The sequence below is a fragment of the Nocardia sp. MDA0666 genome, assembly GCF_003023875.1.
GTDB classification, from domain to species: domain Bacteria; phylum Actinomycetota; class Actinomycetes; order Mycobacteriales; family Mycobacteriaceae; genus Nocardia; species Nocardia aobensis.
Genome location: NZ_PYHT01000033.1, coordinates 29,457 through 52,386, shown reverse-complemented (window position 1 = coordinate 52,386; position 22,930 = coordinate 29,457). Strand labels below are relative to the sequence as shown.

At 68.5% G+C, this 22,930-nt stretch carries 22 protein-coding genes and 1 tRNA gene; 11 read left to right on the top strand and 12 right to left on the bottom strand.

Annotated elements, in window-relative coordinates:
* Positions 1 to 50: 50 nt before the first annotated feature.
* The 3 genes from C8258_RS29910 (at position 51) to C8258_RS29900 (ending at position 4,539) form a co-directional block, all read left to right on the top strand.
* Complete coding sequence (locus C8258_RS29910; protein ID WP_158271329.1) at positions 51 to 3,119, top strand: BTAD domain-containing putative transcriptional regulator; 3,069 nt, start codon at positions 51 to 53, stop codon at positions 3,117 to 3,119.
* Between the two features lie 45 nt (positions 3,120 to 3,164).
* Positions 3,165 to 4,379 carry an FAD-dependent monooxygenase gene (locus C8258_RS29905; RefSeq protein ID WP_106958000.1) on the top strand — a complete coding sequence of 405 codons (1,215 nt, stop codon included), beginning with the start codon at positions 3,165 to 3,167 and terminating at the stop codon, positions 4,377 to 4,379.
* A gap of 86 nt (positions 4,380 to 4,465) precedes the next feature.
* Positions 4,466 to 4,539 (top strand) — tRNA-Met (locus C8258_RS29900).
* Between the two features lie 66 nt (positions 4,540 to 4,605).
* Here C8258_RS29900 and C8258_RS29895 read toward each other — a convergent pair.
* Positions 4,606 to 4,905: a hypothetical protein gene (locus C8258_RS29895; RefSeq protein ID WP_106957992.1), complete on the bottom strand. Its 300-nt coding sequence runs from the start codon at positions 4,903 to 4,905 to the stop codon at positions 4,606 to 4,608.
* 13 nt (positions 4,906 to 4,918) lie between these two features.
* Positions 4,919 to 5,683 carry an FAD-dependent monooxygenase gene (locus tag C8258_RS29890; protein WP_199195898.1) on the bottom strand — a complete coding sequence of 255 codons (765 nt, stop codon included), beginning with the start codon at positions 5,681 to 5,683 and terminating at the stop codon, positions 4,919 to 4,921.
* Positions 5,684 to 5,952: 269 nt separating this feature from the next.
* Here C8258_RS29890 and C8258_RS29885 point away from each other — a divergent pair, with 269 nt between their 5' ends.
* Positions 5,953 to 6,531 carry a TetR/AcrR family transcriptional regulator gene (locus tag C8258_RS29885; protein ID WP_036504349.1) on the top strand — a complete coding sequence of 193 codons (579 nt, stop codon included), beginning with the start codon at positions 5,953 to 5,955 and terminating at the stop codon, positions 6,529 to 6,531.
* A 90-nt stretch (positions 6,532 to 6,621) separates the two neighbouring features.
* Complete coding sequence (locus C8258_RS29880) at positions 6,622 to 7,356, top strand: hypothetical protein (RefSeq protein ID WP_199195897.1); 735 nt, start codon at positions 6,622 to 6,624, stop codon at positions 7,354 to 7,356.
* Position 7,357: 1 nt separating this feature from the next.
* Here the strand turns inward: C8258_RS29880 and C8258_RS29875 are convergent, their stop codons facing one another.
* From C8258_RS29875 to cynR, 4 genes are all read right to left on the bottom strand, one after another.
* Positions 7,358 to 7,858 (bottom strand): nucleoside deaminase, encoded by a 501-nt coding sequence (locus tag C8258_RS29875; RefSeq protein ID WP_106957991.1) that lies wholly within the window; start codon positions 7,856 to 7,858, stop codon positions 7,358 to 7,360.
* Positions 7,859 to 7,895: 37 nt separating this feature from the next.
* Positions 7,896 to 8,366, bottom strand: a complete 471-nt coding sequence (cynS, locus tag C8258_RS29870) for a cyanase (RefSeq protein WP_106957990.1) — start codon at positions 8,364 to 8,366, stop codon at positions 7,896 to 7,898.
* Positions 8,367 to 8,416: 50 nt separating this feature from the next.
* Positions 8,417 to 9,007 (bottom strand): carbonic anhydrase, encoded by a 591-nt coding sequence (locus C8258_RS29865; protein ID WP_106957989.1) that lies wholly within the window; start codon positions 9,005 to 9,007, stop codon positions 8,417 to 8,419.
* 99 nt (positions 9,008 to 9,106) lie between these two features.
* Positions 9,107 to 9,991, bottom strand: a complete 885-nt coding sequence (gene cynR, locus C8258_RS29860) for a transcriptional regulator CynR (RefSeq protein ID WP_106957988.1) — start codon at positions 9,989 to 9,991, stop codon at positions 9,107 to 9,109.
* Positions 9,992 to 10,106: 115 nt separating this feature from the next.
* Here cynR and C8258_RS29855 point away from each other — a divergent pair, with 115 nt between their 5' ends.
* The gene (locus tag C8258_RS29855) at positions 10,107 to 10,571 is read left to right on the top strand and encodes a nucleoside deaminase (RefSeq protein ID WP_106957987.1); all 465 of its coding nucleotides are present in this window, start codon (positions 10,107 to 10,109) and stop codon (positions 10,569 to 10,571) included.
* A gap of 40 nt (positions 10,572 to 10,611) precedes the next feature.
* On the opposite strand, the gene C8258_RS29850 is transcribed toward C8258_RS29855, so the two are convergent.
* Complete coding sequence (locus C8258_RS29850) at positions 10,612 to 11,508, bottom strand: cation diffusion facilitator family transporter (protein WP_106957986.1); 897 nt, start codon at positions 11,506 to 11,508, stop codon at positions 10,612 to 10,614.
* A gap of 156 nt (positions 11,509 to 11,664) precedes the next feature.
* Between C8258_RS29850 and C8258_RS29845 the strand changes: the two genes are divergently transcribed.
* Positions 11,665 to 12,510, top strand: coding sequence for an NAD(P)H-binding protein (locus tag C8258_RS29845; protein ID WP_106957985.1), 846 nt, complete (start codon positions 11,665 to 11,667; stop codon positions 12,508 to 12,510).
* Between the two features lie 36 nt (positions 12,511 to 12,546).
* On the opposite strand, the gene C8258_RS29840 is transcribed toward C8258_RS29845, so the two are convergent.
* Entirely contained in the window at positions 12,547 to 13,560 is a 1,014-nt protein-coding gene (locus C8258_RS29840; protein ID WP_106957984.1) for a LysR family transcriptional regulator, read from the bottom strand.
* Between the two features lie 71 nt (positions 13,561 to 13,631).
* Between C8258_RS29840 and C8258_RS29835 the strand changes: the two genes are divergently transcribed.
* Complete coding sequence (locus C8258_RS29835; protein WP_106957983.1) at positions 13,632 to 14,033, top strand: nuclear transport factor 2 family protein; 402 nt, start codon at positions 13,632 to 13,634, stop codon at positions 14,031 to 14,033.
* Positions 14,034 to 14,079: 46 nt separating this feature from the next.
* Here C8258_RS29835 and C8258_RS29830 read toward each other — a convergent pair whose 3' ends face one another.
* The 3 genes from C8258_RS29830 to C8258_RS29820 all read right to left on the bottom strand — a co-directional run bounded on the left by C8258_RS29830 (position 14,080) and on the right by C8258_RS29820 (position 17,309).
* A complete protein-coding gene (locus tag C8258_RS29830) occupies positions 14,080 to 14,787 on the bottom strand; it encodes a cyclase family protein (RefSeq protein ID WP_106957982.1) in 708 nt (235 codons plus the stop codon).
* 85 nt (positions 14,788 to 14,872) lie between these two features.
* Positions 14,873 to 16,090, bottom strand: a complete 1,218-nt coding sequence (locus C8258_RS29825; protein ID WP_106957981.1) for a cytochrome P450 — start codon at positions 16,088 to 16,090, stop codon at positions 14,873 to 14,875.
* Between the two features lie 10 nt (positions 16,091 to 16,100).
* Complete coding sequence (locus C8258_RS29820) at positions 16,101 to 17,309, bottom strand: cytochrome P450 (protein ID WP_051025498.1); 1,209 nt, start codon at positions 17,307 to 17,309, stop codon at positions 16,101 to 16,103.
* Positions 17,310 to 17,678: 369 nt separating this feature from the next.
* Between C8258_RS29820 and C8258_RS29815 the strand changes: the two genes are divergently transcribed.
* Positions 17,679 to 18,191 (top strand): DUF664 domain-containing protein, encoded by a 513-nt coding sequence (locus C8258_RS29815; protein ID WP_063001749.1) that lies wholly within the window; start codon positions 17,679 to 17,681, stop codon positions 18,189 to 18,191.
* On the opposite strand, the gene C8258_RS29810 is transcribed toward C8258_RS29815, so the two are convergent.
* Positions 18,188 to 20,806, bottom strand: a complete 2,619-nt coding sequence (locus C8258_RS29810; protein ID WP_233225432.1) for a cytochrome P450 — start codon at positions 20,804 to 20,806, stop codon at positions 18,188 to 18,190. The genes C8258_RS29815 and C8258_RS29810 overlap by 4 nt on opposite strands.
* A gap of 65 nt (positions 20,807 to 20,871) precedes the next feature.
* On the opposite strand from C8258_RS29810, the gene C8258_RS29805 reads away from it, so the two are divergent.
* Together C8258_RS29805 and C8258_RS29800 are read left to right on the top strand one after the other, a co-directional pair.
* Positions 20,872 to 22,149, top strand: a complete 1,278-nt coding sequence (locus tag C8258_RS29805) for a glycosyltransferase (RefSeq protein ID WP_106957980.1) — start codon at positions 20,872 to 20,874, stop codon at positions 22,147 to 22,149.
* 2 nt (positions 22,150 to 22,151) lie between these two features.
* Entirely contained in the window at positions 22,152 to 22,904 is a 753-nt protein-coding gene (locus C8258_RS29800; RefSeq protein ID WP_106957979.1) for an ABC transporter permease, read from the top strand.
* Positions 22,905 to 22,930 lie beyond the last annotated feature (26 nt).

The window sequence follows — 22,930 nt, the reverse complement described above, 5'->3', positions numbered from 1 at the left end:
CAGGCGCAGTGCGGTGCTCACCGGATTCATCGCAGGGCATACTCCAGATCGTGCGGTTCGGAATTCTCGGCTCGGTCGCGGTGCATCATGAGGACGGGACTCCGGTCGCGGTCGGGGGACCGCAGGTGCGGTCGTTGCTGGCTCTGCTCGCGTTGGAGGCCGGACGGACCATCGGCAGGGATCGGTTGATCGATGGTCTCTACGGGGAAAACCCGCCGGGGGATGCGGCGCACGCGCTGCAGTCCCAGGTGTCGCGGTTGCGACGGGCGTTGCGTGCGGGCGGTGTGGCCGTCGAATCGTCGGGTGCCGGGTATCGGCTCGCTGTCGATGCGGCCGCCGTCGACGCGCATCGGTTCCGACGTCTGGCCGAACAGGGGCGAGAGTCGTTGTGCGACAAGGATTTCGCTGCGGCCGCAACCACCCTCGACGCGGCGCTGAGACTGTGGCGCGGTCCGGCGCTGGCCGATGTGCTGGACGCGCCGTTCGCGCCGGCGTGGGCCGCGCGGCTCGACGATCAGCGCTGCGCGGCCGTCGAAGATCGCGCCGAGGCCGCGCTGGCTCTGGGTGACCACCATGCTGTCGCGTCGGAGCTGCCCGACCTGCTTGCCACGCATCCGTTGCGTGAACGCGCGCGAGCTTTGCTCATGCACGGTTTGTATGCCACCGGGCGCCAGGCCGCCGCGTTGGAAGTGTTCGAGGACGGCCGGCGCCTGCTGGCCGAGGAACTCGGCACCGATCCCTCTCCGGAACTGGCCGAGGCGCACCTCGCCATCCTGCGGGCGCATTCCCTCCAGAGCTCCGGCACAACCCCCGTGCCCGCGCAACTCACCAGCTTCGTGGGCCGCGACGACGAGCTGGCTCGGCTGCTTCGGCTACTTGCGTCGACGCGGCTGGTGACGGTGGTCGGACCGGGCGGGACCGGGAAGACGAGGCTGGCCGTAGAGGCAGGCCGTCGCGAATCGGGTGAGACATGCTTCGTGGACCTGACCCCGCTTGCTGCCGGCGCCCAGGTGATCGGAGCCGTCGCCGACGCCCTCGGCGGCCGTACCGCGGGCCCGCACACCGTCGAACCCCAGGATCGCGTGGTCGCCATCCTGGCCGACCGGCCGATGCTGGTCATCGTCGACAACTGTGAACACGTGATCGCCGAGGTCGCCGACGTGGTCCATCACCTGTTGCGCGCCTGCCCTGAACTCCGCGTGCTGGCCACCAGTCGTGAGGCCCTGCGCATCACCGGCGAAAAGGTGTTTCCGCTCGGACAGCTGGCGGTGGCCGAAGCCGACGCGCCCGGACAACTGTCCGGGCCGGCAGTCCGGTTGTTCGCTGATCGCGCCGTCGCCGCCTGCCCGGATTTCGTCCTCGACGCCGGAACCATCGGCGCGGTCCGGCGGATCTGCGCACGACTGGACGGACTGCCGCTGGCGATCGAATTGGCGGCTGCACGGTTGCGCTCGCTGAGTCTGACCGAGATCGATGCGCGGCTCGGCGACCGATTCCGGCTGCTGGGCCGTGGTGAGCGCACTGCGGCGCCGCGGCACCGCACCCTTCGCGCCGTCGTCGACTGGAGCTGGGAACTGCTCGATCCGGCCGAACGGCTACTCGCCCAACGGTTCACCGTGTTCGCCGGTGGTGCGACCATGACGGCGGTGCGGCGCGTCTGCGAGATGGACGACGCCGATGAACTGCTTCCGGCACTGGTCGAGAAGTCGCTGCTGGAATTCGGCGGGGGCCGCTACCGCATGCTGGAGACGATCCGGGAGTTCGCGCTGGAGCGCGCGATCGAATCGGGGGAACGTGACGCGCTGTGTGGTGCGCACGCTCGGTACTTCACAGAATTCGCCGAACGCGCCGATCCGTTGCTGCGGGGTGCGCAACAGCTGGACTGGCTCGCTCGGCTGGATGCCGAGAACGCCAATCTGCAAGCGGCGCTGGCCTGGTCGGCGCGGTCGATGCCCACCCTGGCACTGCGACTGACAGCTGCCGCGGCGTGGTACTGGTGGCTCAGCGGGCGGCTCGAGAACGTCGCCGAGCCGGTGCGCGGTGTGCTGGCGTCTGCCGATCCGGCCGCGGATCCCGAGGAATATGCCTTATGCGTCGCGGTGGCCGCCCGTGCCGGCGCCCGGCCGATACCCGAGATCGAAAACGCGGCAACCGCTCTGGCCGCGGTGGACGGTCCGCTGCGCCGACCGTTCGTGGTATTGCTGCTCGCGCTGGCGGGCGGGTTTCTCGACGGCGAACCGCAATTCGGACCGGACCGATGGTCGCAGGCCTTCGCTGGTCTCGGCGCCGGCCTGCGCCTGCTGATGGACGGCAATCCGCTCGCCGCCGAGCCCGAATTCCGTACCGCCGTGGAAGGTTTTCGCGCCGCCGGCGATCGCTGGGCTATCGGCTCGACCCTCGACAAACTCGCCACCATCGCGACTTTGCGCGGCGAATTCGACACTGCCCTCGACTATCTCGACGAGGCCGTCGCCATGGTCACCGAGCTGAATACGGTTGCCGACAACGCCGACCTGCTCAACCGCCGCGGTGATGTACTCGCCTGCCTCGCGGGCTCGAACGAACTCGCGAGCGAGTCCTACCGGGAGGCGGAACGGCTGGCCTGCGTGGCCGGTGCGCGCGACCTGCGCGCGAATGCGATTCGCGGGCTGGCGGATCTGGCCAGGGGCGCGGGAGATCACGAGCAGGCCCGGGACCGCTACCACCGGGCTCTGACGATATGTCCGGAAGGGACGGTGGCCGCGGCCGAGGCACGGGCGCGGTCCCTCATCGGTCTGGGCCGCATCGCGTGCTCGGAAGGTGATGTGGAGCAAGCCGTTTCCTTCCACCGCGCCGCTTTCGAGGTGGCGTGGTCGGTAGGGCATCGACCGGTAGCAGCCGATGCGGTCGCGGGCATCGCGCAGACCGCAGCACGGACCCGGAATGTCGAACGCGCCGCCGAGCTGGTCGGGGTGGCCGAGCATCTGCGTGGCGTATCCGCCTCGGGCGCCACGGAACTGGCCCGGATCGCGGCGGAATGCGGCGCGAGTCTGGGCGAGGACCGTCTGCGGGCGGCCCGGCGCCGCGGTGCCGAAATCTCCGCCGACCGGCTTCTCGATCTGCTCGGTGAGCCGTGGTGAGCCGACGGTGCGTGGTTGGTGAGCGGTTCCGGCGAGGCTCTGTTCATGACTTCGACATCGCCATTGGCCAACAAAACCGTTCTGATCTCCGGTGCGAGCATCGCCGGCCCCGCCCTGGCCTACTGGCTCGCCCGGTACGGATTCACCGTAACCGTCGTGGAGCAGGCGCCGGTACTGCGTGAGGGCGGCTACAAGGTCGACATACGTGGTGCGGCTATGGAGGTGATCCAGCGGATGGGTCTGCTCGACGAGATTCGCCGCGCCTCCACGGACATTCGCGGCGGCGCATGGGTGAACGCTGCCGGTAAGCCGCTGGCTACCCTGGACGCCGATTTGATCGGGCTGCGCAATCCGGGCGACGACGAGGTCCTGCGCGGCGATCTGGCCCGTATCCTGTTCGATGCCACGAAGGGCGATGTGGAGTACCGCTTCGGCGATTCGATCACCGACCTCACGCAATACGACAACGGCGTAGCGGTCCGCTTCCGGCACGCCGAACCTCAGATGTTCGACCTGGTCATCGGCGCGGATGGCCTGCATTCGACGGTGCGTCGCCTCGCCTTCGGGCCCGAGGACGAGTTCGTGCGGCACACCGGGACCATGGCGTGCGTGATCACGGTGCCGAACTATCTGAATCTCGATCACTGGGAGCTGCTCCACCCGACTCCCGGCCGGATCGTCCAGATGTACAGCACCCACGAAAGCACGGCCAAAGTGCAGTTCATCTTCCCCGCGCCCGGACAGCTGCCGGACCGCCGAGACGTCGCCGCGCAGCGCAGGGTGGTCGCCGAAGCGTTCGCCGACGGCGGCTGGGAGACTTCGACGCTGGTGCGGGCGATGGCCGATTCACCGGACTTCTACTTCGATTCGGTCAGTCAGATCCATCTCGAGAATTGGGCGGATCGTCGAGTGGCGCTCGTCGGAGACGCTGCGTACTGCCCGTCACCGCTGTCGGGACAGGGCACCAGCATGGCCCTTGTGGGTGCGTATGTGCTGGCGGGAGAACTGAAATCGGCGGCCGGGGCGCACGAGGCCGGATTCGACGCCTATCGACGCAGGGCGGGTGGGTACGTCGAACGTAACCTCACCCTCGGCTGGAACAACGCAACCGGCATGGTGGCGGGCAGCACTCGGGCCATCCGCATGCAAACCACGATGTTGCGCCTGCTGCGACACCTGCCGTGGAAAGGCCTGGCGCTGCGGCCGATCACCAAACCGCTAGCCGAGGCCGCCAACGCCATCGAATTGGTCGACTACTGAGCGAGGTCGGTAGTCCGGGCGATTCATGGGCCGCCACCAGGCGTTTTGGTTTTCTCCGGCCGGTTGCGTAGGGTTGAACATACCGACGCGGGGTGGAGCAGCTCGGTAGCTCGCTGGGCTCATAACCCAGAGGTCGCAGGTTCAAATCCTGTCCCCGCTACTAGGGAGTGCGGTCCCGGAACCACTGGTTCCGGGACCGTTTTTCATCGGTTCACCCGTGCTGCGGTCATCGGTCGACTGCGCTGTCGATGAACAGCGGTGTCGAGCCGACCGATACCCGCAGTAGGCCCTCGGCGACGGCGACGGGCGCGCGAACGGATTCGGCATCGAAGGCATGCGCGCCGGAATACGGCCATACCCAGGAGAATTCGATGGGTGGAGGGTCCTGGTCGGCTACGTCGCGGCGCTGCCAGACCACCAATGCCGGTGTGTCGCGTCGACGCTCGATCGCAAACAGATACAGCCCGGGATGTCCGGTGTCGGTGAGCTGCCGGACTCCGGTGGCGCCATCGAGCAGACGTGCCAACGCTCGGAAGGTGTCAGCGGCGGGATGCCGGGGACCGATGGTGCCGTCCGCGCTGTCGAGAAGTTGGAGCTTGCCGAACATCAGTGCGCCTGTGACTCGGCTGTCGCGGTAGAAATCCCACTCCGGGGCGATCGGGTAGTGCAGGTTTCGCTGGACGCCCTCGGCGAGCGCGAACATGGTGCGCATCACCAGATCGCGGCAGGCCAGCCGGTGGCGGCGCTGCTCCAGCTCGGGGCGACATCCGGTCCTCCGGATAGACGGTGCCGGGAAAAGGAATTCCGGCCATGTCGCGAACTCCGCTGCGGGCGCCGTCGCAGCCCACCAGATAGCGGGCGGTCACCCGGTATGTCCCGTCCGGGCCCTGCACCTGCGCGGTGACCGCGTCGGCGTCCTGCGTCACGTCCCGCACCCGGTGTCCGCGCCGGATGTCGACGCCGAGTTCACCGGCGCGTTCGCCGAGTAGCCGCTCGAGCTGCTGCTGCGGCAGCGGCAAGGCGTGCAGCGGAGATTCGTCGAGCGAGGTCAGGTCGACATGGATACCGCCGAACGGGAACCGCGGCGCCGGAATCGGATCGGTGCAGGCCGATTCGAACCGGTCCAGCAGGCCGCGGTAGCGCAACAATTCGAGAATCTGCCCGCCGAGCCCACCGGCCTTCGGAGTGTCGCGAGGGCGCGGTTGCCGTTCCAGCACCAGCGGCCGGACGCCGGCCGACCGCAGTTCGGCGGCCAGCATCAGGCCGGTGGGGCCCGCGCCCACGATGATCACGTCGGTTTGCATTCCACTCCCATTCCGGCCGTTTCCGGCCGGTCGAACGATTCGGACACCTGGCACTGTCGTGCGCTACCGCGCCCCGTGCCTGCCGTGCGGGGGCCAGCCGCGCTTGGACTGGGTGACCGTGCGCGGAGGCACGGGACGCGTGATGAAGCGCCGCTGATCGGCCTGGGCCGGGAAGGTGCTGCGTTGCTTTCGCATATCGGTACCGCCTCAGGTGTAGTACTCTGATCGAAGTGTTTTGAACCGTAGTACTACAGATGGAGTGGTGTCAAGTGGTGCGCACGAATCCCGAACGCAGGCAGGCTCTGCTGGACGCGTCGATCGAGGTTCTGGCCCGGGAGGGGGCACGCGGACTGACCTTCCGGGCGGTGGATCAGGAGGCGGGAGTCCCGGCGGGAACGGCGTCCAACTACTTCCCCAACCGGGACGCGCTGCTCGTTCAGGTCGGCAACCGCTATTACGAGCGGCTGATCCCGAGCGAGGAAGCGATGGCGAAATCGCGCGGACCGCAGACCCGCGAGAGCATGACCGAACTCATGACCGAGGTGGTCGAGCGTGTCTTCCATTTCCGCACCGGCTATCTCGCGATTCTCGAACTGCGGCTGGAGGCCACCCGCCGTCCCGAATTGCAGGCGCTGCTGACCGAGCGAGTCCGCGCCGACCTGGACTTCAACATCGCCAACTTCCGGGAGTCGCAGCTGCCCGGCGACGAGGACGCCGTGGTGCTGCTGTACCTCGCCCTGAACTGGCTCATCCTCGAACGGCTCACGCTCCCCGGCATTTTCGATGAGCGGCGGGCCGCGGAACTGGTGCGCACGATCGTGGAGCGTGCCATTCCCGTCGCAGGTTGACCGGCATTTGTCGGGAGAACACCCGACGACAGGGACTCGCGTCGCGCCTAGCGTTCGTAGGACGAACGACGCACGAATCGAGGTTTCGCAATGTCGACAGCCACACTCGATCTGGCATCCCGGTTGACCGATCTACCGCGGCGGCGGGGCTCGGCGCCGTGGCCGGACCACGAATACGTCAAGGGCTGGGGTGTTTTCGGCCTTCCGTTCGACAGCGGCCACGTGCTCGCCCTCCGGGTCTTCCCCGAGAACGACTTCGGCCCCTACGTCACGGTATGGCACCGCGATCCGGAAGGCCGCTGGTCGATCTTCGTCGACGGTGACCGGCTCGAGACCGCCTGCCCCCGCTACTACGGCCCGGCCTGCACCTACACCGGATTCGCCACGATCACCGTGGCATGGACCGGTCCGGCCTCCCTGCGGGTCACCGTCGACCGGCCGGCTCTGGAATGGACCCTGACCGCATACGACACGCCGGCGCTGCGCGCGCTCAACGCCGCCGGGAAGCGTATGCCGCTGATCACCTGGCGGTGGCGTCCGCTGGTCCGCGCCCGGGAGAAGGCCGCTGCCGCACTGGGTTTGGGCCGGCTCCCGATGACCGGCGTCATGCCCAGCGGTCACACGGGAACACTCATGCCCCAGCAGATGTATTTCGTCGCGCGGTCGGCGGCGACCCTCGACGGCCGCGATCTCGGACGTCCCACCCGGCTGGACACGAACCCGCGCATCGGCGATGTCGCCCTTCCCGCCCGCGGCGTGCTCGCCGTCGGCCAGGCGATGTGGGAGATCCCCGAGTTCGCACCGCCCGTACCGCGGCCGCACTGATTCACTCGGCCGTCGGCGCTTCCGCCACCCGGCGCTCGCCGTTGTTGCGTTCCTGCCAGCGGCGGTAGACGTCGACCGCATCGTCGCGGGATTCGTGGCGCATCGGCAGTCGGCGCTGATCCCACGGCTTTGCGAATTCGTCGTAGAAGGTGTTCAGCTCGAAGTACTTCCGGTCGTCGACGTAGTGCGGAGCGTAGGCCTCGCGGGTGGTGAGGAAGACGACCTCGTCGGGGGAGCAGTAGTAGAGCGCGCCCAGGCACATCGGGCAGGGCAGGGCGAGGATGTAGATCGTGGTTCCGGTCAGATGTTCGGTGCCGAGGGTGGTGCAGGCCTGGCGGATCGCGAGGATCTCCGCGTGTGCGGTCGGGTCGGAGGTCTGCGCGACCAGGTTGGGGCTCTCGGCGAGAATTTCCCCCTCCTTGACGATGACCGTCGCGAACGGCCGACCGCCCTCCTCGACGTTGCGGCGGGCCAAGTCGATGGTGCGTTGCGCGAAATCCATTGCACTCCTTGATGAGTCGTGTTCGAGAAGTGGGTGCTCAGAAGGGCTTGGTGGGCAGGTACTTGCCGTCCAGCGTGATCACGGCGCGTTCGCCGCCCTCCGGATCGGGCACCTTGCGCACGTCGAGCTTGAAGTTGATGGCGCTGATGATGCCGTCGCCGAACTGCTCGTGGACCAGCGCCTTGAGCGTGGTGCCGTACACCTGCAGCATTTCGTAGAAGCGGTAGATCGTCGGATCCGTCGGCACGCCACCCGGAATCGACCCGCGGGTCGGGATGGTCTGCAGCAGCGCCGCGGCCTCGTCGCCCAGCCCTAGCAGCTCGGCCACGGCCTCCGCGGACTGTTTCGGCAGGGGGTGCTGCCCGAGGATCGCCGCGGTCACGAAGGCCGTCGAATACCCGGCGGCGTCGGCGATCTGCTGCCAGGTGAGATCCTTGGCGATCTTGGCCTCGACCGCCGTCACGGCCAGCGCTTGGCGGGCGCCCGGATCGAATTGTGCGTGCACCATAGGGTTCTCCTTTCTTCGGTCCGCCGTATCACACGGCGGCACAAGGGGTTTCAGGCGGCGAGGGTCCGGTCGGATCCGGCCGGATCGATCACCGTGACGGTGCCGGTACTGATGTCGAAGACCCAGCCTTCGACGGTGACGGCGCCGGTCGACAACGCCCGCGCCACCGCCGGGTGGGTGGCCAGATTCGCTTGCTGAGCAACGACATTCGCGCGAATCAACGACGCGATCGCCTCCGAGCCCGGGCGGGCCGCGGCGGCATCGGCATGCCGCAGCCAGGCGGCGACGGTCGGCATCGTGCTGAGATCGTGGCGTTCGGCCAGCGCCGTCATCGCCCCGCAGCCGGAGTGTCCGCACACCACGATGCGTTCGACGCCCAGCACCGCGACGGCGTATTCGATACTGGCCGCCACGCCGTCGGCGCCCGGCCCGTACGCGGGGACGAGATTGCCGGCGGTGCGCACGACGAACAGCTCACCGGGTTCGCTGCTGGTGATCAGTTCGGGCACGACGCGTGCGTCGGAGCAGCCGATGAACAGGGTGCCGGGCGTATGCGTCGTGATGAGCTGGGCGAACAACTCCGCCTTGGCGGGGAAGACGGCGTCGCGGAAGTGCGTGACGCCGGTGGTGAGGTCATGCATGAAGCGCTCCGTTCGGAGTGGCTGGGGGACTGAGACCAGCCTGCATGACCAGTAGCTATAGGGTCCAATACTTGTATCGGATCGTAACTATAGTTGCGATCAATAATCTTGCGCGGTCGCGTGGATCGCGCTGGTGAACGCGCGGGCGGCGGCCGAGTGGTAGGCGGTGTGGCGGCGCAGTAACTCCACCGTGCGGATCGGCAGGGGAGGGTCCAGGGCTATCGGGTGCAGATCGGCATGTGCCCGCGTGATCGCGTCGGGCAGGACCGTGGCGAGGGATCCGCGCCGGACGAATTCCAGCAGCGCGCTGATCGAATTCGCCTCGACCGCGATATCCGGAGCGACGCCGCATTCGTCGAAGTATCGGTCGATGTGCAGCCGGGTGGCGAAATCCGCACTCAGCAGCCCCAGCGGAATGCCGGCCAGCGCCCCCGCCGACAGTGGTTGCGCGGCAGTGGCGAACGGATGGTCCGAGCCGACGACCAGGCCGAGTTTCTCGGTGAACAGCGCGGTGTGCTCGACCCCCGCGGCGTGCGCGCCGGCGAAGGCGATCCCGAGATCGAGCCGGTCGGCGAGCAGATCCGCCTCGATCGCATCCTGGGTCGTCTCGCGAATGGTGAGGCTGATCCCCGGATGCTCGCAGCGGTACCGGTGCACGAGCGGTCCGATCAGATAGGCGGTGAAGGTCGGCGTCGTCGCCACCCGCAGATGGCCGCGGGACAGATCCTGGACGTCGTGCACCGCGCGTTCGCCGGCCTCCAGATCGCGCAGTGCGAGCCGGGCATGGCGCGCATACGCCTGCCCGGCATCGGTCAGCCGGACCGTGCGGCCGGAGCGGTCGAGCAGTACCACGCCCAGCACCCGCTCGAGTTGTTTGATCTGTTGCGACAGCGTCGGCTGCGAGATGTGCAGGGATTCCGCGGCGCGGGTGAAGTTGCCGTGGTCGGCGACGGCCAGCAGATACCGGATGTGGCGCAACTCCATCGGCCAACTATAGATCGCGCCAATGGCGATGATGGGGACGGTGTCTTGGACACTATCGGTCCTGTTCGGCATGCTGGCGATAGCACCCGCGCAGCCGATCGAAGCGAGGACAGCGATGAAGCACGACAGCGAGAACCTGCGCCGGGCGATCGCCCTCGGCGAGGAGGCCGGCCGCCGGGGCAACCGCCCGTTCGGCGCCGTACTCGTGGCCGCGGACGGAACGGTCGTCGCCGAGGGGCGCAACGAGGTCGCCACCTCCGGTGTGGTCACCGCACATGCGGAACTCACCGCACTCGACGCCGCGGGGCCCGCCGCGGCCGGCGCCACCGTCTACGCCAGTGGAGAACCGTGCCCGATGTGCAGTGCCGCGCTGGTGTGGGCCGGTGTCGCCCGCATCGTCTTCGCCGCCGCGGAAGCCGACTTCACCGCGATCATCGGCGGGCATCCGCGGTTCGCCCTCGGCTGCGCGGAGGTTGTCGCCGCCAGTGATGCCGAGATCGCCGTCTCGGGACCGCATCTGGGTGAGGAGGCGCTCGTCCCGTTCCGCCGCTACGTCGAAAACGTCGAGGAGACAGCATGATCGGCGCTACACCGGAGCGGTTGCGCCGGACGCGAGCCGCTCAGCGCGCCCACTCCACCCATTGGCGATCCGCGGTGAACACCACCGACGTCGAGTGGTGGTAGTTCCGGGCATTCAGCTGGGCGTCGATATCGGCGCGGATGGCGTCGAAGGATTCGACGGTGCGTTCGGGGGTCCGAGGATCGAGGACGAAGGCGAGTTCCAGATCGAGGCGGCTGCCCACGGTGGAGGCGCGAACGAAGGATGTGGCGAAGCCGTGGTCGGCGCGGACCCGGTCGCACAGCCGCTCGACATCGGTGACCACCGAGTGCGGGGCGGCCATGGTGAGAATTTCGCGAAAAGCGGAGCGGAACAGCCGGATCGGGATCCAGAGATAGGCCAGGGACACGATGATCACCAGCGCGGGGTCGACGTAGCGCGCGATGTCGTCGCGGCCCGCGGCCTCCAATGCTACCGCCGCGCCGAATCCGGCCAGGGTGATCAGACTGAACGCGGCGTCGCCGCCCCATTCGGCGGCCTCCGCGCGGACCAGCCCCGAACCGGAGCGTCCGGCCCGCCACAACACCAGGGCCACCAGCACGCTGAGCAGTGACGCGGTGATCGCGTACGCCAGGGCGGAGACGGCCGAGACGGCCCGGCCGCCGTGCAGGATCTCCCGCACGGCGTTCACCGATCCGTAGACGCACAGTCCGCCCAGGGCGGTCGAGCGCACCACGATGGCAATCGGCTCCCAGGTCTCGCGCCCCCACGGATACGACGCGTCGGCCCCCTTCGCGACGGTTCGCTGCGCCCCCACCGACACCGCCGAAAGCGCCACGCCCACAAGGGAATACAACCCGTCGAACACGATCATCTGCGATCCCGCCGCGAGCCCCCACGCCAGCGAGACCACCACGAACACCACCGAGGCCCACATCGAGAACACGAGCGCGCGCATGCGCTCACGCTACGACCCGGCTGTCACCGGCGGACCGATTCGCCCTGGGAACCGGATGGGTGTCGCGGCCCGCGTTCGTTCTTCGGAGATCGTCGATTGACGAGATTTCATTAGCCGCCTAATGTTTGTCGATAGGCGGCTAACGATTGGAGTGAAATGATACTGGTAACCGGCGCGACCGGACATATCGGCCGAGAGCTCGTGGCCGAACTCGACAGAACGGGTGCGGCGATGCGCTTGTTCGTCCGGGACCCGGCGCGCGCCGCCGATCTCCCGTCCTCCGCCGAACGCGTGGTCGGCGACCTGACGGACCCGGCGACGTTGCGAGCGGCGTGTGCGGGGATCGACTCGCTGTTCCTGCTCGTTCCGGGACTCGCGGTGGAGCCCGCGCGGCATGCGGTGATGGCGGCGCGGCACGCCGGGATCCGGCATCTGGTGCTGGTGTCGTCGTACAACGTGCTGGGCGATCCGATGCCGGCCATGGGGCGCTGGCACCACGAACGGGAGGACATCGTCGGTAGCTCGGGCATTTCCGCGACGATCCTGCGCCCCGGCGGATTCATGACCAATGCCCTGGAATGGGCGCCCGATATCCGCGCCGGCCGGCCGGTATTCGATCCGACCGGTCCCGGACGCTACGCGCCGATCGACCCCGCCGATATCGCGGCGGTGGCGGCGATCGCGCTCACCGAGCCGGGACACGACACCACCTACTGCCTCACCGGTGAGCAAACCTTCACCATCGGAGAACAGGTCGCGGTGCTGGCCGGCGCGATCGGCCGCCCGATCGCGGTCGAAACCGCCACCACCGCCGAGGAGGCCGTCCGCTCCCGCTATCCCCAGGGGGCGCCACCGGCCCTGGCGGCAGCGATCCTGGAGGGATTCACGCTGATGCGCGCCGACACCGTCGGCCTGCGGACCGATACGGTGCGGCGGTTGCTCGGCCGCCCACCGCGTACCTTCGCCGACTGGTGCGACCGCAATCGCGACCGATTCCGTTGACGGACAACGGTTTCTGCGCGGCGAGCGCAGCTCGGGCTACGGCGGCGAGTTCGTTCGCGAACCCGCGGGGTTCGGGCGCAGCCGCCCCCGCATCTCGCTGGTGAGGGCTGCCGCGCTATCGCGCAACGCCTCGATGAACGCATCGGTCGCCGCCGAGGGTGCGGTGCTCTGCGCCCCTCGCGTCGCTGCGCTCTGTTCTCCCCGAGTCGCTGCGCGCTGTCCTCCTCGCGTCGCTGCGCTCGGTGCCATCCGCACCACCCGGGTGGGACGCACCGCGGCCGGGTGATCGATCCTGACCAGCGCGATATTCGCGGGCACCGCCGGCGCCGCGATACCGGGCACGACGGTGATGCCCGAACCCGCCGCGACCAGACCCAGTTTCGCGATCCAATCCCGCGCGACGAAGGCGATATCGGGTTCGTGCCGGGAATCGCGCCACGCGCCCAGCAGGGTGCTGTCGCGCTCGGTACTGCCCGCGATCCAGCGTTCGTCACGAAATTCCGCCGGAGCCGCACTGATCCGCCCGGCCAGCCGGTGGTTCGACGGCACCGCGACCAGCAGCGGATCGTCGAGCAGCACTTCCACCTCCATATCGGCGGCGAGCGTGCCGGTCTCGGTGACGACGGCCAGGTCCAGCCGGCCGCGTGCCACCGCGGTGAGCAGGCGGGCAGTGGTGCCCTCGCGCAGCGGCACCCGCGCCGACGTCGCTGCCACCGCTCGCGGCACCAGTGCGGCCATCGCGGTCGAGAACGCGCCGACACGCACGGTCGCGGGCGGTCCCGCGGTCAGGCGATCCAGTTGATCGCGGGTGCTGTCGAGTTCGGCCAGCACCGCTTCGGCGTGCCGGACCACGATCTGCCCGGCGGCGGTCGGTGTGACGCCGCGCGCCAGCCGGTCGAACAGCGGATGCCCCGCGGCCTGTTCCATCAGCGAAATCTGCCGGGACACCGCGGATTGGGTATAGCCCAGCCGGTCCGCGGCGGCCGAGAACGAGCCGCAGCGGGCGGCCTCGCGCACGACACGCAACCCGAGGATCGTGAACTCACCCATGCGAAATACTGATATCAGAGATGCGAGATCATCGCTTGTCGCATGGGTAGGTCGTGTTTAGCGTCGGCTGTGTGAGTGTGAACGAGAACAGAGCGCTGGTGCGCGACATCTTCGACCGGATGGCCGCCGGCGAGACCCGGGCGCTGAGCGATGCGATGGCTCCGGAATTTCGCTGGACCTTCCCCGGACACTGGTCGTGGTCGGGCACCTGGGAACCGAAAACGGCTGCCGTGCAGGACCTTCTGCGCCCGCTGATGGCGCAGTTCACCGAGTATCGAATCAGCGCGGACGCCGTGCATGCCGACGGTGACCGGGTGATCGTGCAGGCCCACAGCGCTGCCACGACGGTCCGCGGCGAGCCGTACGACCAGTACTACTGCTTCGTCTTCCGGGTCGAGGCCGGGCAGTTGCTCGAGGTGACCGAATATTGCGACACCGCATTGGTGGAGCGAGTTCTCGAACCGCTACGGTGAGCGAATCCGCCGGGCGACCCGAGGCCGTGCCGCCACCACCGGCGATTCAGGATCCGATCAACGCGTATATCGACGCCGGTGACCCAGAGCCGCCCTCGGTGACGAATCCGCCGACGACGACGGTGAAGCCGCGGTCCGGCAGATCAGCCAGGTGGGCGAGGATTTCGAGACTGAGGCGGTGTTCGCGGTACAACAGCCTCGATACCCGGAAGGTGTCGTCGATGCCGATCTCGGGGCTGAAGGCGTCGGTGCCGAGGGCGCCGCGCCGGCCGAGCACGCCGTGGTCGAGCAGCCAGTGCACCGCAGCCACCGAGAAACCGGGGTGATGTATGCGGCCCTGCGCATCGAGAGACGCGAAATCGTCGGTGCCCCAGTATTTTTCCCAGCCGGTGTGCAGGAGGACGGCGGCCTCGGCAGGGAAGGGGCCGTGCCGTTGCTGCCATTCGAGCAGATCGTCGACCGTGAGCGCGTAATCGCGATCGTGTTCCGCCCGCGCGCTGATATCGATGCGGACGCCGGGCAGGACGAAATCCTCGGGGGCGAGCCGATCGGCCGTCGCCGCACCGGCGGTGAAGTGGGCCGGTGCGCCCCAATGGGTTCCGGTGTGTTCGCCGACGGTGACCGCCCGCAGATGGAAGCCGTGTTCGTCGAGTGTGGCGATGGTATCGATCCGCGGCGCGGGATCGCCGGGAAACACCGACACGACTTCCGCGGACAGGGGATGCGACAGGTTCAGCACGGCCGAATACGCCATCGTTTCACCTCCCGTGTGGGCACTACCCGGACGAGATCTCGGGTTCCGCGCCGGCGCCGATGTGCCGGCGCGGAACCCGCTGAAACTATCGCAGGTACACCGGTACCGAGATGTGCCCGTTGGAGATGAAACTGCCCAGCGGCTTCAGCTCGGACGGATCGACCGCGAGCCGCAGATCCGGGAAGCGTTCGAACAGCGCCGGCAGCGCGATCGAGGCCTCCATCCGTGCCAGGGGAGCGCCGAGGCAGTGGTGCGCACCGTGGCCGAAGGCCAGATGTTCCTTGTTCGCCCGGTGTACGTCGAACTCGGCGGCGGTCTCGCCGTGCACCTTCGGATCGCGGCAGGCCGCACCGTAGGAAGCGAGAATCGCCTCACCCTTCGGGATCCGGATCTCGCCGACCTCGATGTCCTCGACGGCGTACCGCAGCGGCAGATGCGCCACCGGCGCCTGATAGCGCAGCGTCTCCTCGACCAGCTCCGCCCACGGCACCCGGCCCTCGACCACGTCGGCGCGCTGCTCCGGATGGCTGAGCAGTGCCACGATGGCCTGGTCGATCAGGTTGAGCGTGGTCTCGTGGCCGGCGTTGATCACCAGCATCAGGGTGTCGACGAGTTCGGTCTCCGAGAGCTGGGCGCCGTCCTCGTTGCGGGTCGCGATCAGCACGCTGGTGATGTCGTCGCCCGGATTCTCCCGCCGGAACGACACCAGTTCGCCGATCAGGCGGCCCATTTCGATGAAGTTCGCCTGCGCCTGCTCCGGTGTGAACGAGGTGTCGAAGAAGCCGTCGACACAGGCGTGGATGGCCGAGTCCAGATGGTCGGGCACGCCCAGCAGTTCGCTGATCACCCGGATCGGCACCGGGTAGGCGTAATTCGGGCGCAGGTCCACGACCTCGCCCGGCGCGGTCGCGCTCAACCGTTCGAGCAGATCCGCCACGATCGCCTCGATCCGCGGACGCATCGCGGTGGTGCGGCGATGCGTGAACGCCGGGGCGACCAGTTTGCGCAGCCGCCGGTGCTCGGTGCCGTAGGCGGTGAACATGTTCTGCGCCGCCACCCAGGGTTGCAGCGGCCAGGACTCGTTGATGTCGCCGTTGATATAGGCCGACCAGTGCTGACGCGGATCCTTCGACACCCGCGGATCCGACAGCAGATTCCTCAGCACGACCGCATCGGTCACCGACCAGGCCGGCACCCCGCCCGGCAACTCCACCAGCGCCACGGGACCACGTTCCCGGATGCGCTCGTTCTCGGCCTGGATATCGGCGCCGGTCAGATCGAGCACCAGTGGTTCCTGCTTCATCGGAAGCTCCTTACACCAGATTCAACGGAGGAGATGCGGGGAAGGTGACCGGCAGCGCTGCCATCGCACGGTGGAACGGGCCGGGACGCCAGGTGATTTCGCTCGGCTCGATGGCCAGGCGCATCTCGGGCAGTGCGTCGAGCAGCTGGTCGATCGCGTCCTGCACCACCAGGTAGGCCACCGAACGGGCCGGGCAGGCGTGCGGTCCGGCGCTCCAGGCCAGATGCGAGCGGTTGCCGGTGCGGTCGCCGCCGGCGATGACCGGATCGTTGTTGCACGCGGACAGGCTGATGACGACCGGCTGATGCGCGGGCAGCCAGGCGTTGTCGATCAGGATGGGCTGCCGCGGATAGCTGATCGAGAAGTTCGCCATCGGCGGATCCTTGAACAGAACCTCGTCCAGCGCGTCGCGGGTGGAGAGGCTGCCGCCGAGCATGCCGCCGCCGAACCGTTCGTCGGTGATCATCAGCAGCAGGGTGTTGGCGATCAGGTTCTGCTGGGGTTCGATGCCCGCACCGTAGAAGCTGATCAAGTTGTAGAGCATCTCTTCGTCGCTGAGATTGGCCGGGTGGTGCGCCAGCCGCGAGGTGACGTCGTCGCCGGGCTCGGCGCGGCGCAGGTGGATCAGCTCCATCAGCGCCTGGCTCAGATGTTCCATACCCCAGGCCGCGTTCACGGTGTCGAACAGCGCCGCCATTCCGGTGGCCACACGCTGACCCAGCTCGGCCGAACAGCCCACCATGCGGTTCAGCGATTCGAAGACCAGGGGGAAGGCATACTGCGACACCAGATCCGCCGATCCGGCCTCACAGAAGCTGTTGATCAGCGGGATCGCGATCTTCTCCACCGTGCTGTGCAGCGCGTGCAGATCGATACCGTCGACGGCCGCGGTATACGCCTGCCGGTAGCGCAGGTGGACATTGCCGGCATTGCGCAGCGCGTTCGGATACCACTGCATCATCGGCCGCACCGGGCAGTCCTCGGGAATCGAGTCCTGCCACGCCCGGGGGTCGGCCGGGAAGTGTTCGGGATCGTTGAGGATTCGCAACGCGGTGTGGTAGCCGATCACCAGCGTGGCCGGGACGCCGGGGGACAGCTCGATCGGGACCAGTGAACCGTAGCGACGGCGCATCTCCCGATACGTGCCGTGCGGGTCGGCGGCGAATTCCGGTGTGTCCAGCAGAATCCGGGGACCGTCGGTGTCGACCGGGGAGCCCATGTGCTGGACCGGGCAGGTGGCGGGACCGCCCGCGCCGGGTAGTGCGGACAGTGCAGAACGTGGTGTGGTCAAAAGATGTGACTCCAGAGAATGAACTGTCGAGCGCGACGAAGAATTCCGCTGTCGGTATGGTCCTACAGCGTCACCCCACATCTGTTGTAGGACAAGAGGCTTGGTTAGCCGCCCGGCCGGACATCCGTAACCGGACTGTCGACCAGGGTAGCAGGAACATGCCGAACTCTCTGTCGGTCTTCCACTCTCGGCACGCCGGTGCGGGACGGGCGGGTGAATCGCGGTGAAACACCTTGTGAGCGGGCATATTCACACCGGTTCCGCCGAACTGTCGGTGCGGTGTGCTTGCATACCAGCATGACGAGCACCGATCTGCTGGTAGACGCCTTCGGGCGGATCAAGGAGAACGTGCACGGCGCGGTCGCCGGGCTCACCCAGGAGGAACTGGCCGCGCGGCTGGACCCGGGGGCCAATTCCATCGCCTGGCTGATCTGGCATCTGACCCGCGTGCAGGACGACCACATCGCCGATGTGGCCGGCACCGAACAGGTGTGGACGACGGCCGGTTGGTCGCGCCGCTTCGATCTGCCCTTCGACGAGTCGGCCACCGGGTACGGCGACGATCCGGACGAGGTGGCGGCCCTCGGCGGTGTCTCGGCCGAATTGCTGCTGGGCTATCACGACGCTGTGCACGACCGCACCGTCGACTACGTCCGCACCCTCGCCGACGCCGACCTGCCCCGGATCGTCGACACCCGCTGGGATCCGCCGGTGACCCTCGGCGTGCGGCTGATCAGCGTGGTCGACGACGATATCCAGCATTCCGGGCAGGCGGCGTTCATCCGCGGGGTGCTGCTGCGCCGCCGCTAGCGCCGGTACAGGGTCACCGGAATCGCCGACGGCGAGAGGACGAAGTCCCGGTTCGAGGCCCGCACGACGTACGCCGGATCCGGCTCGGGCCGCCACCGCGCCAGCAGCGCCGCCGAGGCGAGCGTGATCTCCAGCAGCGCGAAGTGGTCGCCCAGGCAGCGCCGGCGACCGACACCGAAGGACAGGTTCGCCTGCTTGTCGATCTCGCCGGTGCGGGCGGGCGACCAGCGGTCGGGATCGAAGGCCTCGGGATTCGGGAAGTGGCGCGGGTCGTGCTGGACCAGATAGGGGCTGAACATGATGGCGGTGCCGTCGGGAATGGTGAGTCCGCCGACGGTCACCGGCCCGGACGCGTTCCCGGCGCTGATCCACGGTCCCCAGAACCGAAGAGTTTCCGAGACAACCTGTTTCAGGTAGATGAGCTTGCCGATGTGTTCCGCGCGCACCGGTCCGGCGCCGACCACATCGTCGAGTTCGGCTCGCACCCGTACGGCGATATCGGGACGCCGCATCACCTCGTGCCACAGCCACCCGGTGAGCGAGGCCATCGACCCCACCCCACCGGCCAGCATCAGGATGGCCTCGTCGATGATGTGGTCGTCCGACAGTCGCGCGCCGGTCTCGGGATCGGTATGGCGGATCAACGCCGACACCACATCGTTGAAATCCTCGTCGCGGCGGCGATACTCGGTGATCGCGGCGCCGATCGCGGCCCGCAGGTGGCGCGCCTTGCGCTCCCAGCGCCGATTCGCGATCACCCGCAGACGGCGGATCTGAGGCGGCAGGGCGGTGCGCAGAATGACCTGGCTCAGCAGCCACGGCACGTTGTCGCGAATCCGGTGCCGGACCGCCTCGCTGAATTCGGCGGTGAACAGGGTCGAGGACACGGTGTCGAGGATCAGGCCGTGCGCCTCGTCCATCAGGTCGATCCGGCCTCCGGCGGGCAGTGCGGCCGACCAGGTGTCGGCCAATTCGGCCGCGGTGACCGTGTATTCGGCGAGGCGGCTCTGCCGCAGTGCGGGCGCGATCATGCGCCGGCGCAGTTTGTGTTCGGCACCGCGCAGCACGTTCACCGAACCGCCGGCCACATCGGCGATCGCTTCCCGCAGATCGTCGCGATTCAATTCCGCGTCGCCGAGGCCGACCTCGCGCACCAGCTCCGGCGTGGTCAGCACATAGCCGGTCTTGCGGCCGAATCGAATGCGCACGATCGGGCCGATCTCGGCGAGCGAGGTCACGAAACCCGGTGCGTCGCGCAGGGCGCGCAGACTGTGACCGATCAGCGGCAGGGCGCGGGGCGCGGTCGGCACATCGGACAGCCGTTGCGGCACCGGCCGCGGTGCGGCGGGCTCGATGTCGGCCCGGGCCTGCCGGTAGACCTCGACGATCGCGTCGATGCGGCCGGACTGTCGCACCGAATCACGATGCCGGGTCATCTCGGCACGCATCGCCGGCAGCCTGCCGCGGTCGTTCACCAGCACGCCGATCGCCTCCGCCAAGGCCGCGGGGGAGGCGTCGCCGGCGCGCAGACCGCCGCCCGCCGGAACGGATTCGGCCAGGTCCGGATCGCAGTACAGCACGGGCAGGCCGGTGGCGATCGCTTCGAGCAGCACCATGCCCTGGGTGTCGAAACCCCACGACGGAAACAGCAGGGCGTCCGCGACGGCCATGGCGTCGAGGCACTCCTGCTGAGAAACCCTGCCGTGCAGCGTGATTCGATCCGAGAGCCCCTGTTCGGCGACCATTGCGGCGGCGCGTGCGGACAGTTCGCCCTCGCCGTACACGTCGAGGGTGCAGTCCGGGACGCGCCGCACCGCCTCGATCGATTCGAGCAGGCGCTTCTCCGCAGAGAGCCGCCCGCACCAGATCAACCGCAGCGGGCCTCCGACGTCGCGTGCGGCCGGGGACCGCTGGTCGTCGAACAGTGCGTCGTCGACGCCGTTGGAGACCACCCGGATCGGCCGGGTGAGGCCGTGGTCGACCAGAAGATCCGCGAAATGGCGGGTCGGTGCGATGACCCGGTCGGCGGCCTGCCCCTGGCCCACGATGGTGTGCCACGCGTGCCGGGCCGCCCGGCTCTGCGTGCCCCGCGGCATCCGCGTGGGATGGGTGACGAAGCGGCCGTGCAGGATTCGCAGCGCGAGCGCCGAGAGGTAGGGCGCCGGTGCGGTGTGCTCGATGAAGGCGTCGTCACGGCTCTGCGCGGTGTGTACCAGCGGAAGGCGGTGCCGCCGTGCGGCTTTCATCCCCGCGATCGCCACACCGTAGGTGGTGTGGGTATGGACGAGATCGACGGGGCCGCGGGCGGCGAAGGCGGCATCGATCAGCGCGGCGTTGGGCGCGGTCGGCAGCACCATCGGGAAGCCGTTCACCACCGCGCCGGCCAGGGGAGCCAGTTCGACCACCCCGTCGTCGGATTCCGCGTCCGACGGCATCGCCGCGCCCGACAGTGGCGCCGCGAACAGCGTCACCCGATGGCCGGCGCGTTCGAGGCCGTGGCGCAATGCCGCCACCGCGGTCTGCACCCCGCCCAGCGTCGCCGGGTGATAGTCCATGAACATGGCGATGTGCACGCCCGGCACGTTACCCACGCGCCCGGTTGTTCGATATCCCATAGTGTCCCCATCGGGTTTCTCGGCCGAAAGTGTTGCGCTCTCGGGAAAAAGGGAGATAACTCGACATGAGAATCGCCATTCCGCTGACCGGCACCCGCGGTGACGTGCAACCGGTGCTGGCCCTGGGGCTGGAATTGCGGCGCCGCGGCCATGACGTGGTGCTGGGCGCGCCGCCGAATCTGGTCGATTTCGCCACCTCTGCGGGGCTCGCCGCGCGCGCCTGCGGGCCTGACGTACAGCAGCTCTACAGCTCCGAGGAGGGGCAGCGGGCCCTCGCCGCGGGCAATACGCTGCGGCTGATGCAGCTGGTCGCCCGGCAGATGGCCGACTATGCCGACCGGATGAACCGCGAGGTGGTCGAGGTGTGCGCGGGCGCCGACCTGATCGTGGCCAGCACCGTCACCGAGGACCGCGCCTGCTCGGTCGCCGAGGCGATGGATGTGCCGCTGGTGAGCCTGCACTACTACCCGGCGCGGGCGAACGGGGCCTACCCCTTCCCGGGTGCGCTGCCGGCGAGCTGGGCGCCGCCCGCGCCGGTGAACCGCGCGACATGGACGGTGGCGGAGAATCTGCGGCGCATCGTGTTCATGCGCTATCTGAACGATCTGCGCGGCATGCTCGGACTGCCGAAGTCGCGGGCGAGTATCGCGGCGGTGCTGGCGCGGCGGCGGGTGCCCGAAGTGCAGATCTACGATCCGGCGCTGGTGCCCGGACTCCCGGCGCAATGGGACGGCCGGCGCCCGTTCACCGGTTTCCTGACGCTGGATCAGCAGACCCGGCATGCGGTCGGCGAACTCGGCGACGACCACACCGACATCCTGTCCTGGGTGCACGCGGGGGAGGCGCCGGTGTTCTTCGGATTCGGCAGTATGCCGATCAGCGATCCCGCCGCCGTGCTGGCCATGGTGCGCGAGGTGTCGCGGCGGCTCGGCGTGCGGGCATTGGTGAGTGCGGGCTGGAGCGGTATGGAAACCGCTCGCACACAGGGTGATTCGACGGTGAAGGTGGTCGGCCCGTTCGCCTACGACCTGGTGTTCCCGTACTGCGCGGCCGCGGTGCATCACGGTGGGATCGGCACGTTGTTCGAGAGTCTGCGTGCCGGCCTGCCGACGCTGGTGTGCTCGGTGTCGTTCGAACAGCCGATGTGGGGCGGGCAGGTGGACCGGCTCGGACTAGGCGCCCATCTGCGTTTCACCGATCTCACCACCGAACGACTCGTTCGCGGCGTGACCGCGCTGCTGGAACCCGAACGCCGCGCTCGCGCACAGCAATTCGCGGCCACGCTGCGCACCGAGGGCACCGCCGCGCATGCCGCCGATATCGTCGAGGCGGCAGCCCGGTGAGGATGATCGCCGCGGATTCGGCGGTGATGTTCCGCCGGTGCGCCCGGCACACCCTGCGCAGTCCGGACACGCTGATCATCTCGCTGCTCATGCCGATCCTGGTGATGCTGCTGTTCACCTATGTCTTCGGCGGCGCGATCGACGTCGGCGGTTCCTACCTCGACTACGTGGTGCCCGGAATCATGTTGTTGTGCACCGGTTTCGGTGCGTCCATCACCGCGACCGCGGTCTCGGCGGATATGACCAGGGGCAGTGTCGACCGGTTCCGGACGCTGCCGATGTTCCGGCAGGCGATCCTCGCCGGGCATGTCGGCGAGGGGGTGGCGCGCAATCTCGCCGCCATCGCGATCGCGGTGGCCGTGGCCGTAGCGCTCGGCTATCGCCCGCACGCGGACGCGCTGGGCTGGCTGGGCGCACTGGCCATGATCGTGCTGTTCGTGGTGGCGATCTGCTGGATCGCGGTCGCGCTCGGGCTGGTGGCGAAGAATCCCGAAGCGGCCGGCGGGATGACCTACGCGATCATGTTCATCCCCTACATCAGCAGCGCGTTCGTGCAGACCTCCACCATGCCCGGCTGGCTGCGTGGCTTCGCCGACTATCAACCCGCCACACCTGTGGTCGACACCGTGCGCGGCCTGCTGAATTCGAGCGGGAACGGTGGAAGCGCCGCATTGGCCCTCGTCTGGTGTGCGGGCCTGGCGGGACTCGGCTTCGGCGCGGCCAGTGCGATATTCGATCGGCTCTCCCAGCGATAAGGCGACCGCGGTTCGCCCAGTCCCCG

Excerpts from the sequence above, each read along its gene's own strand:
- C8258_RS29905 (WP_106958000.1), top strand. The coding sequence starts at position 3,165 with ATGACTTCGACATCGCCATTGGCCAACAAAACCGTTCTGATCTCCGGT.
- C8258_RS29890 (WP_199195898.1), bottom strand. The coding sequence starts at position 5,683 with ATGCAAACCGACGTGATCATCGTGGGCGCGGGCCCCACCGGCCTGATG.
- C8258_RS29880 (WP_199195897.1), top strand. The coding sequence starts at position 6,622 with ATGTCGACAGCCACACTCGATCTGGCATCCCGGTTGACCGATCTACCG.
- C8258_RS29875 (WP_106957991.1), bottom strand. The coding sequence starts at position 7,858 with ATGGATTTCGCGCAACGCACCATCGACTTGGCCCGCCGCAACGTCGAG.
- cynS (WP_106957990.1), bottom strand. The coding sequence starts at position 8,366 with ATGGTGCACGCACAATTCGATCCGGGCGCCCGCCAAGCGCTGGCCGTG.
- C8258_RS29865 (WP_106957989.1), bottom strand. The coding sequence starts at position 9,007 with ATGCATGACCTCACCACCGGCGTCACGCACTTCCGCGACGCCGTCTTC.
- cynR (WP_106957988.1), bottom strand. The coding sequence starts at position 9,991 with ATGGAGTTGCGCCACATCCGGTATCTGCTGGCCGTCGCCGACCACGGC.
- C8258_RS29855 (WP_106957987.1), top strand. The coding sequence starts at position 10,107 with ATGAAGCACGACAGCGAGAACCTGCGCCGGGCGATCGCCCTCGGCGAG.
- C8258_RS29850 (WP_106957986.1), bottom strand. The coding sequence starts at position 11,508 with ATGCGCGCGCTCGTGTTCTCGATGTGGGCCTCGGTGGTGTTCGTGGTG.
- C8258_RS29845 (WP_106957985.1), top strand. The coding sequence starts at position 11,665 with ATGATACTGGTAACCGGCGCGACCGGACATATCGGCCGAGAGCTCGTG.
- C8258_RS29840 (WP_106957984.1), bottom strand. The coding sequence starts at position 13,560 with ATGGGTGAGTTCACGATCCTCGGGTTGCGTGTCGTGCGCGAGGCCGCC.
- C8258_RS29830 (WP_106957982.1), bottom strand. The coding sequence starts at position 14,787 with ATGGCGTATTCGGCCGTGCTGAACCTGTCGCATCCCCTGTCCGCGGAA.
- C8258_RS29825 (WP_106957981.1), bottom strand. The coding sequence starts at position 16,090 with ATGAAGCAGGAACCACTGGTGCTCGATCTGACCGGCGCCGATATCCAG.
- C8258_RS29820 (WP_051025498.1), bottom strand. The coding sequence starts at position 17,309 with ATGGGCTCCCCGGTCGACACCGACGGTCCCCGGATTCTGCTGGACACA.
- C8258_RS29815 (WP_063001749.1), top strand. The coding sequence starts at position 17,679 with ATGACGAGCACCGATCTGCTGGTAGACGCCTTCGGGCGGATCAAGGAG.
- C8258_RS29810 (WP_233225432.1), bottom strand. The coding sequence starts at position 20,806 with ATGGGATATCGAACAACCGGGCGCGTGGGTAACGTGCCGGGCGTGCAC.
- C8258_RS29805 (WP_106957980.1), top strand. The coding sequence starts at position 20,872 with ATGAGAATCGCCATTCCGCTGACCGGCACCCGCGGTGACGTGCAACCG.
- C8258_RS29800 (WP_106957979.1), top strand. The coding sequence starts at position 22,152 with ATGATCGCCGCGGATTCGGCGGTGATGTTCCGCCGGTGCGCCCGGCAC.